This is a genomic window from Acinetobacter sp. YH12208, assembly GCF_013418055.1.
In the GTDB taxonomy this organism is placed as follows: Bacteria; Pseudomonadota; Gammaproteobacteria; order Pseudomonadales; family Moraxellaceae; genus Acinetobacter; species Acinetobacter pseudolwoffii.
Window position 1 is genome coordinate 13,140 of record NZ_VPCT01000022.1, and the last position, 15,226, is coordinate 28,365.

The following is a 15,226-nucleotide window of genomic DNA, read 5'->3' on the forward strand; positions in this document are numbered from 1 at the left end:
CAAGTCTTAAATTGGCATTTGAAGTGTAACCCCATGTTATGACTATTCACATTTCTGCTCTATGATTCATGGTTACTTATTAGTTATGTTATTATGTCAGGAGCGATACAAGAATTAGGGTAACCTTATGGAAATAGCGAATACGAAATGAACCGTACCGGGTTTGTCGGAGACTTTTTTATTTAAGTTAGGCCACCTGACCTAACGGGTTAATCTTATCATAGTACATTGCTTCAAACTCAAAAGGCGACTTGTAACCCAGTGCACTGTGTACACGCTTTTTATTGAACCAATCTACCCAGTTTAGTGTCGCAAGTTGTACATCTGCTAAACCTTGCCAATCTGCTTTTAAATATTCAATCACCTCTGTTTTGTATAAGCCATTCACCGTTTCAGCCAAAGCATTATCGTATGAATCACCAGTTGTACCGACTGATGCTCGTAAATTTGCTGCTTCTAAACGATTGGTATAGCGAATCGAAAGATATTGCACACCCCTGTCGGAATGATGAATCACATTCTTTGGCATGCCTCGATCGTGCAATGCTTGCTCCAATGCATCGAGCACCATATCTGTATTCATCCGTGTAGATACTTTCCATCCAACAATTGCTCGTGAGAACACATCAATAATAAAGGCGGTATAGACCCAGCCTGAATGAGTTTGAATATACGTAAAGTCACTGACCCATAATTGGTCAGGTCGATCAGCACTAAAATTACGTTTCACTAAATCATCTGCTCGTTTTTGATCATCTCGGTTGCGGGTAGTGTGTTTGTTCTTACCACGCCAAACACCTTGTATATCTAGCTTCTGCATCAATCGAGCAACTGTACAACGTGCAATAACATAGCCTTCACGTTTCAATTTTTGCCAAACTTTACGTACACCATATCGACCTAAACTTTCCTTCCAAATTCGTTTAATTTGTTCAGCATGATGCTCATCATGTAGATCTCGTTTCGCTCGATGTTCTGGATTGTCAGCGAGATCTAAAGTTCGGTAATAGGTTGAAGCTGCGATCGGTAAAATCCTACAAATCGCATCAACACCATATCGATCTTTATTGTTATGGATGAAATCCACCATTATTTGTGTGGGCGGTCGAGCTCCGCCTGGGCGAAAAAAGCGGCTGCTTTACGTAGAATTTCATTGGCACGCTTTAATTCTTTAATTTCACGTTCCATTTGCTTCATTTTTTCTTGATCAGATATCTGTTGTACTTTAATAGGATTTTGCTGATCTAAATGCTTTTGATGCCAGGCACGAAGTGTTTCAGGAGTACAACCAATCTTAGGCGCAATTGCTGTGATTGCAGCCCAAGTAGAAGGATAATCTTTTTCAGATTCAATCAATAATTGAACCGCTCTTTCTCTGATTTCAGGGGTATATTTTAATTTTGTCATCGGGATAGTCTCTCAGAATATTGACTCTCCGACAAACCCGGTACGGTCCACCTTAAATTTGGCTCAATTAGGGGCGCTTTGCCTTTCAAATCTTTGTGCAATAAAGCCGTTGGAAAGTAATCTTGAAACAAGTTATAAGCTTCTTTTTCATAAATTACTGAGTATTTGTGTAAATATTCAACATCTGATTTTTTAACCCAGATATTGAATTAAAATAAAAACCAATAAAAACCAACATCATTGGTATTTATAATAGATCTCTTGCGAAAGTCGTTATTGCAAGTTCATCCGGTTTACCAGTGCAGCGATTAAGTTAATGCGTAAACCGAATCTTTTCCGTCTATTTCGATAGCGTTCACTTAGTATTCTAAATGTTTTCAATTGACTATTGATGTGTTCGATCACAACTCGTATTTTTCCAATCATTTTATTGTACTTTTTCTCAACATCAAATAAGGGTAAATTCTTCTTTTTCTTTATTGGCATCAATAATTTAAAGCCATCTTGCTCTAATCCATAGTAACCTAAATCGGTCATAATATATTCACAATGTTTGAATTTCTTAACTGTTTTTCTTGCCAATTTAATATCATGCTGACTGCCAGACGATATATCTACTCCTATGATTTGTTTGCTCTTCGGATGATAGATCACTTGGGCTTTTAACGTATGTTTCTTCTTTTTACCACTGTAGAACTTACTCTGATTTTTTTTCGGGCGTTCTATTAAACATTCTGTCGCATCAATAATTACCCAGTTAAATTGTTCGTCTGCTGTGGTAATGCTTCGTTTTGGCAGGGTAAAACGTCTTGATTTCATTAATGCATCTTCAACCTTTTTAATAGTTCGATTCACATTACTTTCAGCGATATGGTAATTTGCCGCCAATTCCAATTGGGTGTTGTAGCTCCGTAAGTAATTGAGTGTTAATAATAATTGATCCTCTATAGCTAAAGTATGAGGACGCCCTAATTTCTTTTTAAGTGATTCTGCTTCTTTTAAAACTTCGACCATTTCACTAAAAACTGCTCGAGGTACACCAACCAAGCGCTGGAATTCAGAATCTGAAAAACGATTTAATTTCTGATATTTCATGAAATCTATATTGAGGCAGTTTTTACTTTCGCAAGAGGTCTATTTTAATCATGTTCATTTACAATAAAAATCACTAAGTCAATATGTATTTAGTCTAAAATATCCATCAATCAAAAATGTGTGATAGCTTCGAACGTTAATCTTTGCATACTTGTAATTTTGAGTATTACTTCAATTCTCTAAGCTAATTCTTTACAAGTGTTCCTATCACCATAATTGTTATTCTTGTCTTCGCTATAAAGCGATCCAAACCTGCCCTCCATGGTCATAATCGCATGAATAAATTTTTAAAATACCTATTGGTATTCATCGTTCTGCTTATTATTGCAGCACTAATCTTTTTATTTAGACCTATCGCGTCTAAAAAAATTCAAACCACCAGCAATGAGCCTGTTGTTGACGCAGTCTTAGTGGGCGGTGGGATCATGAGTGCAACTTTAGGCACATATCTAAGCGAGCTTGAGCCAAACTGGCAAATTCGCATGTATGAACGCCTAGACAATGTTGCCCAAGAAAGCTCAAACGGCTTCAACAATGCTGGTACAGGCCACTCTGGCTTTATGGAAATGAACTATACCTCTGAAAAAGATGGAAAAATGGACATTTCTAAAGCTGTGAACGTTGCGGAACAATTTGAAGTTGCAAAACAGTTCTGGTCTTATCAGGTGAAAGAAGGTGTTTTGGGTCAACCAAATAGCTTTATCAATCCTGTGCCGCACATTGCCTTCGTTTGGGGCGATAACGTGAATTTCCTAGAAAAACGTTATGCTGCAATGGTTAAAAACCCAATGTTCTATGGCATGAAATTCTCTGAGAATCCTGCTGAAATTAAACAATGGGCACCATTGGTAATGAATGGCCGTGATGCTGCACAGAAAGTAGCTGCAACACGCATGGATGTAGGTTCGGATGTGAACTATGGTTCGATCACCACTCAATTGGTCGATCACCTTAAAAAACAATCTAACTTCAAACTACAAACATCGACTGAAGTGACTGGCATTAGCCAAAACGATGATAAAACGTGGACGGTTGCATTTAAAAACCTCACTACAGGTAAAACAGATCACGTGAAAACGCGCTTTGTCTTCATTGGTGCAGGCGGTGCAGCAGTTAAACTTTTACAAATGACAGGCTTACCAGAAGCGAAGCAATATGCTGGCTTCCCTGTAGGTGGCGTGTTCTTAATGACCGACAACCCGAAAGTCACTGAAGGTCATACTGCAAAAGTTTATGGCCGTGCTGAATTAGGCGCACCTCCAATGTCTGTTCCACATATTGATACACGTTATATCGACGGTAAAAAATATGTGTTGTTTGGCCCATTTGCGACTTATTCAAACAAGTTCTTAAAACAAGGTTCTCAGCTTGATTTATTGAAATCAACCACTAAGAACAACGTTTTACCAATGACTGCTGTGGGTATGGAAAATCTTGATTTGGTGAAATACTTAGTTAGCCAAGTCATGATGACCGATGAAGACCGTTTTAATGAGTTGAAAAAATACTATCCTGATGCAAAACCAGAAGACTGGCGCATGAATCAAGGTGGTCAACGTGTTCAAATCATTAAGAAAGAACCAGGCAAACCTGCAAGCTTGCAATTTGGTACCGAGATTTTTGCATCACAAGATGGTGCTGTGACTGCCCTATTAGGTGCGTCTCCTGGTGCTTCAACTTCCCCTTATATTATGTTGAGCTTGCTTGAAAAAGCATTCCCTCAGCAAGTAGCAGGTAAATGGAATCCGAAATTACATGAAATTGTAAAATCGTACCAACAAGAACTCAGCACTAATCCTGTGCTTCTTGACCAAGTTCGCCAATACACCAGCACAACCCTTGGTTTGAAATATACACCTATGGCTAAAGCTGCAAATGACGAAACTATTGCGGTAGCAAAAGCACAGTAATCTGCTTTAAACCCTAAAAAGGATGGACTTTGCGCCATCCTTTTTTAATTCATATTTGAAACTATTCTGTTTATGTCGCTTTTCCATTCCGATGCTTTTTTGGCTTTTCGTTCACGTGATTTTTCACTTCTGAGTGTCAATCAGTTGTGCTTAATTCTAACCATCATGATTCAAGAAGTCGTCATTGCCTATAGTATCTATCAACTCACTCAAAATCCACTCAGCCTTGGCATGATTGCCTTAATTGAGTTACTCCCCTTTATTTGCCTCTCCCTGATCAGTGGCGACTGGGCTGATCGCTATAACCGACAAAAAATTGTGCAGTGGAGTTTTAGCTGTAGCACTTTAATTCCATTATTATTTATTATTCTTTTTTCTCAGTACCAACAACAGCACATTCAACAAAATACACTTTTATGCGGCATTTATAGCCTCATCTTTTGCTTAGGCATACTTAGAGGCATTTACAGCCCATCATTTAATTCATTACGCCCTTTTCTAACCCCCGAGTCAGCCTATAGCAATGCAGCCACATGGACCGCGCTCATTTGGCAAATAGGCGGCATTTTAGCGCCTTTATGCGCAGGACTTTTACTCGGCCAACTTGGGCTTGAAAAGACCCTCTTTATTGTTTTTTTCTTGTGTTGCGTGGGTAGCATCTGCTTATTCAGATTAAGTCCTCGTCAATTCCCTAGCCCACATAAACAGCATTTGAGCAAAAGTTTGAAAGAAGCCTATTTGTTTATTTTTAAACATCCACTAATGTTTTGGAGTATGTTGCTGGATCTCAGCGTCATGCTTTTTTGTAGTGTCATTATCTTACTGCCTATTTTTGCACACGATATCCTGCATCTTGGTGTTGAAGGCTTAGGTATACTCAGAGCTGCACCAGCTATTGGCGCCTGTATCATGATGTTGATGTTGACCTGTTATTCTCCGATGCAAAATGCATGGAGAAATATGCTCTATAGTAGTTTTGCAATTGCTTTATGTATTTTAGCCTTTGCACTATCCTCCCATGTTTGGCTCTCAGTCTTCTTCCTTGTTTTAATCGGTGCCTTTGATAGCATTAGCATGGTCATTCGACAAACTTTATTACAGCAACTCCCCCCAAAAGCACTATTAGGGCGTGTAGCGGCTTTAAATGGCATATTAGTCACTTCAGGCAATCAGCTCGGTGCCCTACACATGAGCCTGATGACGCGCTATTTTTCTGTGGTGCCAGCAGTACTTATTGGAGGGACGCTGTGTTTAATAATCTGTGGTCTAAGCTCTACTCGTACGCGACATTTATTCAAGCCATCTCCAACACTAAAAAAACATGCCCCAGTGGCAAAAAGTGAATAGTATGTTAAGCTTCAAATCCTCTTTTAATAGGATGTGAGTTTTCAATAGAGCAAATTATGAAACAGATTTTCACCTTTTCACACATTCTCTATACCAAACTCTATTCTTTCGCACTATCAGTGTTGTTGGCTTATTGCCTATTCAATGCAATTTATACGTTCATTATTGGTGGAACTGGTTTTTATTTATTTGCAACTTTTATTTTAGCTTTTCAATGTAATTTCGCGTTACGCACTTCTCTGCATGACCGTATTTACACCAGTTTAGGGATAGTTTTGCTTATTATTGGGTTATTGTATACACATGGAATTCACTTTCTAAACCATTTAAAAACAATTGTATTGGTTCCTTCTTTAATTCTAACTGCTTTTGGAATAGATAATTTATATAGAAAGCCAAATAGACTTAGTTGTCTTAAAGTTGGACTGATCCTCGGCCTATTGCTATTAGCTTATATTCAATATTATGATTTAGTAGAACTGCAAAATTATTATGACTCTTTACATAATGATGAGACTTGGCAGCAATTTGGCGCATTATAACAGCTAGCACAAAAAAATTCGGTGGGTGAAAAATTTACAATCCTAATTCTGATTTATCGATGTTATTACATAGGAAAACTGCCTTTAAAAGGCGGGTCTTGCCAGTCTAGAATTGCAGATAAAAGGGAATAAAATGCCTGTATATCCGATTCTAGAAATTGATCATTTTCAGCATCATAAACAAAAGATTTTTCTTCTAATAAGTATTGGCCATCTTGCTCACTAAGAAAATTTTAAAGTTATTTTGAACCGTACCGGGTTTGTCGGAGACTTTTTTATTTAAGTTAGGCCACCTGACCTAACGGGTTAATCTTATCATAGTACATTGCTTCAAACTCAAAAGGCGATACATAACCCAGTGCACTGTGTACACGCTTTTTATTGAACCAATCTACCCAGTTTAGTGTCGCAAGTTGTACATCTGCTAAACCTTGCCAATCTGCTTTTAAATATTCAATCACCTCTGTTTTGTATAAGCCATTCACCGTTTCAGCCAGAGCATTATCGTATGAATCACCAGTTGTACCGACTGATGCTCGTAAATTTGCAGCTTCTAAACGATTGGTATAGCGAATAGAAAAATATTGAACACCTCTATCGGAATGATGAATCACATTCTTTGGCATGCCTCGATCGTGCAATGCTTGCTCCAATGCATCGAGCACCATATCTGTATTCATCCGTGTAGATACTTTCCATCCAACAATTGCTCGTGAGAACACATCAATAACAAATGCGGTATAGACCCAGCCTGAATGAGTTTGAATATAGGTAAAGTCACCCACCCATAGTTGGTTTGGATGATCAGCATTAAAATTACGTTTCACTAAATCATCTGCCCGTTTTTGGTCATCTCGGTTACGGGTGGTTTGTTTATTCTTACCACGCCAAACACCTTGTATACCTAGCTTTTGCATCAATCGAGCAACTGTACAACGTGCAATAACATAACCCTCACGTTTTAATTTTTGCCAGACTTTACGTACACCATATCGACCTGAACTTTCCTTCCAAATTCGTTTAATTTGTTCAGCATGATGCTCATCATGTAGATCTCGTTTCGCTCGATGTTCTGGATTTACTGTGAGATCTAAAGTCCGGTAATAGGTTGAAGCTGCGATCGGTAAAATCCTACAAATCGCATCAACACCATATCGATCTTTATTGTTATGGATAAAATCCACCATTATTTGTATGGGCGGTCGAGCTCCGCCTGGGCGAAAAAAGCGGCTGCTTTACGTAGAATTTCATTGGCACGCTTTAATTCTTTAATTTCACGTTCCATTTGCTTCATTTTTTCTTGATCAGATATCTGTTGTACTTTAATAGGATTTTGCTGATCTAAATGCTTTTGATGCCAGGCACGAAGTGTTTCAGGAGTACAACCAATCTTAGGCGCAATTGCTGTGATTGCAGCCCAAGTAGAAGGATAATCTTTTTCAGATTCAATTAGTAATTGAACCGCTCTTTCTCTGATTTCAGGGGTATATTTTAATTTTGTCATCGGAATAGTCTCTCAGAATATTGAGTCTCCGACAAACCCGGTACGGTTCTATCTTTGGTAGAGTTGCAAAAAACATTACCAATTTCAGATAAAGATTTTAGATAGCCGCTTAGCTTACTGAATAACTAAAAATCCTCAGCATCTTTAATTTATTAAGATGAGTATTTCTCATCTTAAGCTGAATTTATATCGTTTTACTCACTTTCTTATTCACGTTTAAATATAGCCATTCAGAAATTTAACTTTTTATAAAATTTTTAGGTGGCAATCTCCATGAGTACAGCATTTGAGTGTTCAATTAAACGTATCCGTTTTGATGAGAATTATACACCAGCAGAAAACACACGTTTAACCACAAACTTTGCCAATTTGGCACGTGGGGAAAGCCGTGAAGAAAACTTGCGTCGTACCCTTGCGATGATCAACAACCGTTTTAATAGCTTGGCAACCGTTGATAACCCGAAAGGTGATCGCTATTCACTTGAGATTGACATTATTTCTGCGGAAATTGATATTGAAGGTAATGGTCAAACTTTCCCATTTATTGAAACACTTAAAAGTGTTGTGATTGACCATCAAACAGGTGAGCGTATTGAAGGCATGATCGGCAATAGCTTCTCATCTTATGTGCGTGATTACGACTTCAGCGTGGTATTGCCACAATTGGGTTGTGGTGTAGGTGAAAAACCTGAAGATTTTGGCAATCTACATGGCAAGCTTTATCAACATTTAGTCAATTCAGATGTATTTAAAGCAGAATTTAAAAAACAACCTGTCATTTGCTTAAGCGTTTCAACCTCTAAAACGTATTTCCGTACAGCCAACGTACATCCTATTTTGGGTGTGGAATACAAAAATGATGAATATTCACGTACCGATGAATATTTTGCCAAAATGGGTTTACGTGTACGCTACTTTAAACCAGAAGGTGGTAATGCACCATTAGCATTCTATTTCGCTGGCGATTTAGTCCGTGATTATACTGATTTTGAATTGATCAGTGCTATTGCGACCATGGAAAGTTTCCAACGGATCTATCGTCCTGAAATTTACAACACCAACTCTCCTGCAGGTGTGGTGTATCAACCAAGTCTAAGCTATGGCGATTATTCACTTACACGTGTGGTCTATGACCGTGTGGAACGTGGTGAGCTTGCAGTTAAACAAGGTAAATGGACGGAAGAAAACTTCATTAAGCCTTATCAAGACATTTTAAATGAATGGGCTGCAAATTTCGAAGTCGAAACAGCTGCTTAATCCATTAAATTGATAAACAGATTTACGAATTTAGACAAAGAAGATTAGACATGGCGCTTACACAACCGAAACTTTTACTCCCAACTTCAACTGCGGGTAGCTTGCCAAAACCGTCTTGGTTAGCTGAACCTGAAAAATTATGGTCTGCATGGAAGCTTGAAGGCGAAGAATTATTAGAAGCTAAACGTGATGCTTTGAAATTATCATTACATGAGCAAGTCACTGCAGGTATCGATATCGTGAGTGATGGTGAGCAAACCCGTCAGCACTTTGTAACCACGTTTATTGAACATCTTGAAGGTGTAGATTTCGAAAAGCGTGAAACCATGCGTATTCGTAATCGTTATGATGCAAGTGTACCTTCAGTTGTGGGTGAAGTTTCTCGTAAAAAAGCAGTGTTTGTAGACGATGCGAAATTTTTACGCAGCCAAACCAGTCAGCCAATTAAATGGGCGTTGCCTGGTCCAATGACCATGATTGATACACTTTTTGACGGACACTACAAGAGCCGTGAAAAACTGGCTTGGGAATTTGCCAAAATTTTGAACCAAGAAGCTTTAGAACTTGAAGCAGCAGGCGTAGACATTATCCAATTTGATGAACCTGCGTTTAACGTATTCTTTGATGAAGTGAATGACTGGGGTGTACCAACCTTAGAACGTGCACTTGAAGGTCTAAAATGTGAAACTGCAGTTCATATTTGCTATGGTTACGGCATTAAAGCCAATACAGATTGGAAACAAACTTTAGGTAATGAATGGCGTCAATACGAAGAGTCATTCCCGAAACTACAACAATCTAAGCTCGATATTATTTCACTTGAATGCCAAAACTCACGTGTACCAATGGATTTGATTGAATTGATCCGTGGTAAGAAAGTGATGGTGGGTGCCATTGATGTAGCAACTAGCAAAGTTGAAACTGCAGAAGAAGTGGCGAATACCTTACGTAAAGCACTTCAATTTGTTGATGCAGATAAACTCTATCCTTCAACCAACTGTGGTATGACACCACTTTCTCGCCAAGTTGCACGTGGCAAGCTTGAGGCTTTAAGCGCAGGTGCTGCCATTGTTCGTAAAGAGCTAGAAGCTTAATCAAACGTAGTCTCGTGCGAAGCAGGGGCAAATTATTGCAAGATGATTTGTTCTACTTAAAGCACGAGCACGTGATATGTACATTTGAGATGAAAGAGATGATTGAAGCAACAGACTTTAGAAATGCAATGTCTTTACTCACCACAGCAGTGAATGTTATTACGACTGCGAGTAAAGCAGGTATGCATGGATTTACTGCATCTGCCGTATGTAGCGTGACGGATACACCGCCAACGTTATTGGTCTGTATGAATCAATCCTCCCGTTCACATGCCCATTTTGTTGAAAATAAAGTCTTGGCTGTAAACGTACTAAGTACTCAGCATGAACAGCTTTCAAATGCTTTTGCTTCAAGTAAATTCAGTTCTGAAGAGCGTTTCAACTTAGGTGAGTGGAGTGCGTTGGAAACTGGTTCACCTATTTTGCAAGATGCCTTGGTCAGTTTTGACTGTGAAATTCAGGACATTCAGCAAGTGGGTACACACAGTATTTTCATGTGTCGTGTGCTTCAAGTTCAACAAAGCGATCAAGAAGAAAGCCTGGTGTATTTTAACCGTGCTTATCATCAAGTGGGTCAGTTGGAACACGCTTAATTCAACGCCTTAATCCTTTCATTTTTTAAAGTTAGTCTATTGTGGAACTTATAACCTTTTTAGTCATCGGTGCTTTTGCTGGTTTTGCAGCAGGGCTGTTTGGTGTCGGGTAAGCGTCCGCTGAACCCCATACCTATTTTTTAATTTTGGTCGGATTTCCAGCGGTGTGGCAGTAATTCTTCTATTTGGGTGACTTTATGCGTCGGCAGCCTTTTCAGCACATCACTTAAATAGGCATACGGATCCAGTCCATTCAGCTTTGCTGACTGGATTAAAGTCATGATATTGGCAGCTCGTTGGCCGCTGCGCAGCGAGCCAGCAAACAGCCAGTTCTTACGTCCCAACGCCCAGGGGCGCATCTGATTTTCAATCCCTTGCGCAGCAATGCTGCTCATATCTATAGGCAAATTGCCATCATTCAGATAGCGGCAGAGTGCCTGCCAACGTTTTAGGCTGTAATTGATCGCCTTGGCAGTTGGAGAACTCGATGGCACCGCCAGATAATGTTGGCTGAGCCATTCATACAGTTGTTGCATCACCGTTTGGCTATGCTGTTGCCGGTATTCGCGGCGATGTTCTGCTGTACCATCGGTCTTTTTCCTGAGTTCTGCTTCTATGGCATACAGTTTCTGAATCAGCACTAATGCCTGTTCAGCGATCTGACTTTTCCCGGTCACATGCAGTTCATGAAATTTACGACGTGCATGTGCCATGCAGCCCACCTCAATGACCTGGCCTGATTTAAAGCGTGCTTTATAACCACTGTAATCATCACAGACCAGATGACCCTGCCAGCCATTCAGGAACTCTTCAGCATGCTGACCTGAACGGCTATCCTGAAAGTCATAGATCACCGCTTGAACTGGATTGTACTGTGTAGTGGCATAGGCCCAGACATAACCTTTCTTCGGTTTTTTCTCATCATCACCCATCCGCATGATGGTGACCGGCGTTTCATCGGCATGGATCACCCGCTGTTGCAGCACCACCTGTTTTAAGGCATTGGCCAGAGGTTCCAGTTCCACACCGCAGCAACCAATCCAGTCAGATAAAGTAGATCTGGACAGATCAATGCCCGCCCGCTGATAGATCAGGCGCTGACGGTACAGCGGCAAATGATCGGCATACTTCGATACCAGCACATGGCTGAGCAATTCAGGTGAAGCAATGCCTTTATCAATCACATAGGCAGGCATCGCTTGCTGAGTCAGAGTGTCGCACTGATCACAGACCCATTTGCCACGGACATGCTGTTCCTTGTAGAACTGTGCCGGTCTGAAATGCAGTTTTTCACTGATATCTTCGCCGATACGACGTAACTGGCAGCCACAACTGCATTGGGTTGATGCAGGTTCATGCTCAATACGGATGGTGTGTAGATGATCTGGCAGCAGTCGACGTTTAGGTTTGTTGACTGTGGCTTTCTGTGTCGCTGCATCAGTTTTATCTGCATTCAGCCGCTCCAGTTCCAGATCAACGGCTGCGATATCCTCTTCGACTGCTTCGTCCCACAGATGGATTTGTTTTGCTGTTAGGTGTTCATTCTTTTGGGCGAATTTGTGCTTTTTAAACAGAGCCAGTTCATGCTCGTATTTTTGAGTGAGAATAGAGAGATGTTGGTTGCATGCTTCCAGATGTTGAACTTTGCCATCTAATTGTTGATTGGTGACTTCCAGATGTTGAACTTTGGCATCTAATTGCTGATTTGATTGTGCCAAAGACTGATGCTGCATCGCCAATTGCCGGGTAAATTCCAGCAGTTGCTCATGGGTCAGTTGGTTTAAATCAGGCAGCGTTTTCATGACCGCAGTATGCCTGAGGTCATGAAGAGAATGAAATAGAACGTTTGGAGAATAGCAGAATGTACGAGCCTGGTTTAGAGCATCGTCACCACCTGCTGTCGTCCAATTCTCTGCCAGGGTAAACCCTGGATCAGTGCCTGCAACTGCTCTGGGCTGAGGGCTACGGTTTCACCCTGGTGAATCTGAGCCCAGTGAAATTTACCCTGTTCCAGCCGCCGGGCACACAGCCAGATGCCCAATCCATCATGCACCAGCACTTTCATGCGATGGCCACGCTTATTACAGAACAGGTAGGCGCAATGCGGTTTGATCGAGCCAAAGGCTCTCAGCACCTGAGCCATGGCAGTATCCATACCCGCACGCATGTCCATCGGCTGGGTAGAGAGCCAGATTTCATCGATATGGATCATGTTGCAAGTGCCTTGAGTAATTCTGCTAAAGCAGATATTTCTGATACTTGCCATTTCAAGCCAATTTCTGCTTTTGAGTGGGGTAAAGTAATTTGAACCGTTAACATGTCAGTAGGAGTAGGATCTAATGGTGCAGAGCAAGATAAGGCAATAAATGCAGGTTTATTCGGTAGTGGTGAGCGATCATTCCCTGGCTTACCATCAATTAAGCGAATCCATTTGGATACAAGATTTGTATTCAATCCATGTTGCAAAGCGACCGAAGCAATTGAAACGTTCGGTGCTTTAAGGCAAAGGATTTCTTTCTTTGCTTCGAGAGGTTCATGTTCATCAGGGTTGTTACGTCGTAAAGGCTGTACGGCCTTATTTGTCTCGGAGAGTGGTGGCAGTCCAAACAACAAACCCCATGACCATAACTTATGGGGCTTGTTGGCTATTTTGCTGCGTATTGTGTGGCTTTTTGTGATTAAGCCTTACATCGCTTCACGTTGTGCTTCATCTTCCAAATAGTTTTCTAAAGAATCATCTAGCGCATATAACCATGGCGTGTGATGTGGCTTAGCCATTTTTCCAGTCATTACTGAGCGATAGACTTTATCTCTAAAGCCCATAATGTTTTCTTTTTTATGCTTTTTCCATTGCATGAAAATATCATGCACTGCATCAATATTGAATGATGGATAGTCCGTCTGCGCAATCAGGCGTTTGATGTAGTCACCTTGGAAGCGGGCAGATTGTTCATCGTTCAATAGGCGCTGCTCTTTTTGATGTAAGGTCTGCGTATGGCTCTGCATTTCTGCCGTGCTTGGTAAAGCAATTTTGCCCAAAATCACATCACGGACAAACCATGCTTGCGCATCGAACATATTGAAGGTGTACCATTGATCTTGCATGCCCAAGTAGAACAAGCGAGGATTCTTTTCCCACACCACACCCTGATATAAACCCTGCGGATAAAGGCAGTTATGTGTTCTGAGGCGTAGGTTATCTTCAATAAATGGGAAGTGGTGCAAATAGCCTGTGCATAAAATAATGGCATCAATTTTGGCAGATGTTCCATCACTAAAATAAGCAGTATTTTCATCTACACGCAGTAATTGTGGCTTTTCAGACCAGTTTTTAGGCCATTTAAAGCCCATGGCTTTACTACGATAGCAACTGTAAATTTGCTTAGCACCGTATTTATAACATTGCGAACCAATGTCTTCGGCAGAGTAGCTGCTGCCAACCAATAACACAGACTTGCCTTTAAATTCCAGCGCATCACGGAAGTCGTGTGCGTGTAAAATGCGACCATGGAATTGATCAAAGCCTTCATAAACAGGAACGCGTGGGGTAGAGAAGTGTCCAGATGCAACGACAACATAATCAAATTGTTCTGAATAATGCTGTTGTTGTGTATAATCTTCGACATCTACCGTGAATTTTTGCGTTGTTTCATCATAGGCAATATGCTGAACGGCACTATTGAAACGAACTAAATCTTTGACCTGTGCTTTTTCTGCACGGCCTTTGATGTAATCCCACAGTACTGCACGTGGTGGATATGAAGCGATTGGTTTTTTGAAATGTTCATCAAAAGTATAATCGGCAAATTCTAGCGCTTCTTTGGGGCCATTTGACCATAAATAGCGGTACATACTGCCGTGGACAGGTTCCCCATGTTCATCTATACCAGTGCGCCAAGTATAGTTCCATAGCCCGCCCCAATCATTTTGTTTTTCGAAACATACAATTTCAGGAACTTGTAGACCTTTGGCCTTTGCTGACTGAAACGCTCTTAATTGGGCCATGCCACTTGGGCCAGCACCAATAATTGCAATTCGATCCATTGCTATCTCCATTAGTTTTGAGTTCTTAATTACCTCTCCAATTTTGAGTGTCACAATTTAGGATTTGAAATATAAGCATTATAAAGATAAGCAAATACAATCCTAAATTGAGCGATTAAAAATCTGTTCAAAATAGGATGTGAATTAAAAAAAAGAAAAAATAATAAAATGTGCTAAAGACAGTAAAAATTACCTAAGCAATTCATCTTTATAAAAAACACATTTTTTAAGAAAGCTGATCTTATCATAATTTCTGATTAATTGTGGCTTTGCTTAGTTATAAAAGTGAATTTAAAGTCATTCCATTAGGGTCTGTTGACATTTTCTGTTCAAAAAAATAGCGAGAAAGTAAAATTTAATCGCCAAACCAAATTTACTTCTCGCTATGCCTCGTACAATGCTGAATGATCAACACTGGTCTAAGTTACTTTCT

General features: G+C 40.3%; 13 protein-coding genes and 2 other annotated features. Of the genes, 6 read left to right on the plus strand and 7 right to left on the minus strand.

Annotated features, from left to right (window positions below; genetic code table 11):
• Positions 1–187 precede the first annotated feature (187 nt).
• A protein-coding gene (locus FTU95_RS13830; RefSeq protein WP_180076614.1) for an IS3 family transposase occupies positions 188–1,407 on the minus strand; the annotation gives its coding sequence in 2 pieces (ribosomal slippage) (positions 188–1,131 and positions 1,131–1,407; 1,221 coding nt in all).
• Positions 1,016–1,132 (minus strand) — a sequence feature (AL1L pseudoknot). It overlaps the preceding gene by 117 nt.
• A 273-nt stretch (positions 1,408–1,680) precedes the next feature.
• Positions 1,681–2,502 (minus strand): IS5 family transposase, encoded by an 822-nt coding sequence (locus tag FTU95_RS13835; RefSeq protein ID WP_180078804.1) that lies wholly within the window; start codon positions 2,500–2,502, stop codon positions 1,681–1,683.
• 275 nt (positions 2,503–2,777) lie between these two features.
• Here FTU95_RS13835 and mqo point away from each other — a divergent pair, with 275 nt between their 5' ends.
• The 3 genes from mqo (at position 2,778) to FTU95_RS13850 (ending at position 6,301) form a co-directional block, all read left to right on the plus strand.
• Entirely contained in the window at positions 2,778–4,412 is a 1,635-nt protein-coding gene (mqo, locus tag FTU95_RS13840; protein ID WP_074382675.1) for a malate dehydrogenase (quinone), read from the plus strand.
• Between the two features lie 72 nt (positions 4,413–4,484).
• Complete coding sequence (locus FTU95_RS13845) at positions 4,485–5,759, plus strand: MFS transporter (protein ID WP_074382676.1); 1,275 nt, start codon at positions 4,485–4,487, stop codon at positions 5,757–5,759.
• Positions 5,760–5,815: 56 nt separating this feature from the next.
• A complete protein-coding gene (locus FTU95_RS13850) occupies positions 5,816–6,301 on the plus strand; it encodes a hypothetical protein (RefSeq protein WP_035337386.1) in 486 nt (161 codons plus the stop codon).
• Between the two features lie 284 nt (positions 6,302–6,585).
• Here the strand turns inward: FTU95_RS13850 and FTU95_RS13855 are convergent.
• Positions 6,586–7,805 (minus strand): IS3 family transposase gene (locus tag FTU95_RS13855; RefSeq protein ID WP_180078807.1). Its coding sequence is split into 2 segments (ribosomal slippage): positions 6,586–7,529 and positions 7,529–7,805, totalling 1,221 coding nucleotides; the frame shifts between segments, so codons are not numbered across the junction.
• Positions 7,414–7,530 (minus strand) — a sequence feature (AL1L pseudoknot). (Overlaps the previous gene by 117 nt.)
• Before the next feature lie 273 nt (positions 7,806–8,078).
• Between FTU95_RS13855 and FTU95_RS13860 the strand changes: the two genes are divergently transcribed.
• The 3 genes from FTU95_RS13860 (at position 8,079) to FTU95_RS13870 (ending at position 10,749) form a co-directional block, all read left to right on the plus strand.
• Positions 8,079–9,062 (plus strand): putative oxygenase MesX, encoded by a 984-nt coding sequence (locus FTU95_RS13860; RefSeq protein WP_159138861.1) that lies wholly within the window; start codon positions 8,079–8,081, stop codon positions 9,060–9,062.
• A gap of 50 nt (positions 9,063–9,112) precedes the next feature.
• The gene (locus FTU95_RS13865) at positions 9,113–10,156 is read left to right on the plus strand and encodes a methionine synthase (RefSeq protein WP_004733166.1); all 1,044 of its coding nucleotides are present in this window, start codon (positions 9,113–9,115) and stop codon (positions 10,154–10,156) included.
• 98 nt (positions 10,157–10,254) lie between these two features.
• A complete protein-coding gene (locus FTU95_RS13870) occupies positions 10,255–10,749 on the plus strand; it encodes a flavin reductase (RefSeq protein WP_005093807.1) in 495 nt (164 codons plus the stop codon).
• A gap of 140 nt (positions 10,750–10,889) precedes the next feature.
• Here FTU95_RS13870 and FTU95_RS13875 read toward each other — a convergent pair whose 3' ends face one another.
• The 4 genes from FTU95_RS13875 to FTU95_RS13890 form a co-directional block, all read right to left on the minus strand.
• Positions 10,890–12,551, minus strand: a complete 1,662-nt coding sequence (locus FTU95_RS13875) for an IS66 family transposase (RefSeq protein WP_180076613.1) — start codon at positions 12,549–12,551, stop codon at positions 10,890–10,892.
• A 74-nt stretch (positions 12,552–12,625) separates the two neighbouring features.
• A complete protein-coding gene (gene tnpB / locus FTU95_RS13880; protein WP_074382683.1) occupies positions 12,626–12,961 on the minus strand; it encodes an IS66 family insertion sequence element accessory protein TnpB in 336 nt (111 codons plus the stop codon).
• Complete coding sequence (locus FTU95_RS15075; protein WP_227523651.1) at positions 12,958–13,362, minus strand: IS66 family insertion sequence element accessory protein TnpB; 405 nt, start codon at positions 13,360–13,362, stop codon at positions 12,958–12,960. Before FTU95_RS15075 ends, tnpB begins: the two co-directional genes overlap by 4 nt.
• Positions 13,363–13,434: 72 nt before the next feature.
• Positions 13,435–14,793 carry an NAD(P)-binding domain-containing protein gene (locus tag FTU95_RS13890; RefSeq protein ID WP_159516660.1) on the minus strand — a complete coding sequence of 453 codons (1,359 nt, stop codon included), beginning with the start codon at positions 14,791–14,793 and terminating at the stop codon, positions 13,435–13,437.
• Between the last annotated feature and the right edge of the window lie 433 nt (positions 14,794–15,226).

Coding starts and splice junctions, on each gene's coding strand:
- FTU95_RS13835 (WP_180078804.1), bottom strand. CDS start 2,502: ATGAAATATCAGAAATTAAATCGTTTTTCAGATTCTGAATTCCAGCGC.
- mqo (WP_074382675.1), top strand. CDS start 2,778: ATGAATAAATTTTTAAAATACCTATTGGTATTCATCGTTCTGCTTATT.
- FTU95_RS13845 (WP_074382676.1), top strand. CDS start 4,485: ATGTCGCTTTTCCATTCCGATGCTTTTTTGGCTTTTCGTTCACGTGAT.
- FTU95_RS13850 (WP_035337386.1), top strand. CDS start 5,816: ATGAAACAGATTTTCACCTTTTCACACATTCTCTATACCAAACTCTAT.
- FTU95_RS13860 (WP_159138861.1), top strand. CDS start 8,079: ATGAGTACAGCATTTGAGTGTTCAATTAAACGTATCCGTTTTGATGAG.
- FTU95_RS13865 (WP_004733166.1), top strand. CDS start 9,113: ATGGCGCTTACACAACCGAAACTTTTACTCCCAACTTCAACTGCGGGT.
- FTU95_RS13870 (WP_005093807.1), top strand. CDS start 10,255: ATGATTGAAGCAACAGACTTTAGAAATGCAATGTCTTTACTCACCACA.
- FTU95_RS13875 (WP_180076613.1), bottom strand. CDS start 12,551: ATGAAAACGCTGCCTGATTTAAACCAACTGACCCATGAGCAACTGCTG.
- tnpB (WP_074382683.1), bottom strand. CDS start 12,961: ATGATCCATATCGATGAAATCTGGCTCTCTACCCAGCCGATGGACATG.
- FTU95_RS13890 (WP_159516660.1), bottom strand. CDS start 14,793: ATGGATCGAATTGCAATTATTGGTGCTGGCCCAAGTGGCATGGCCCAA.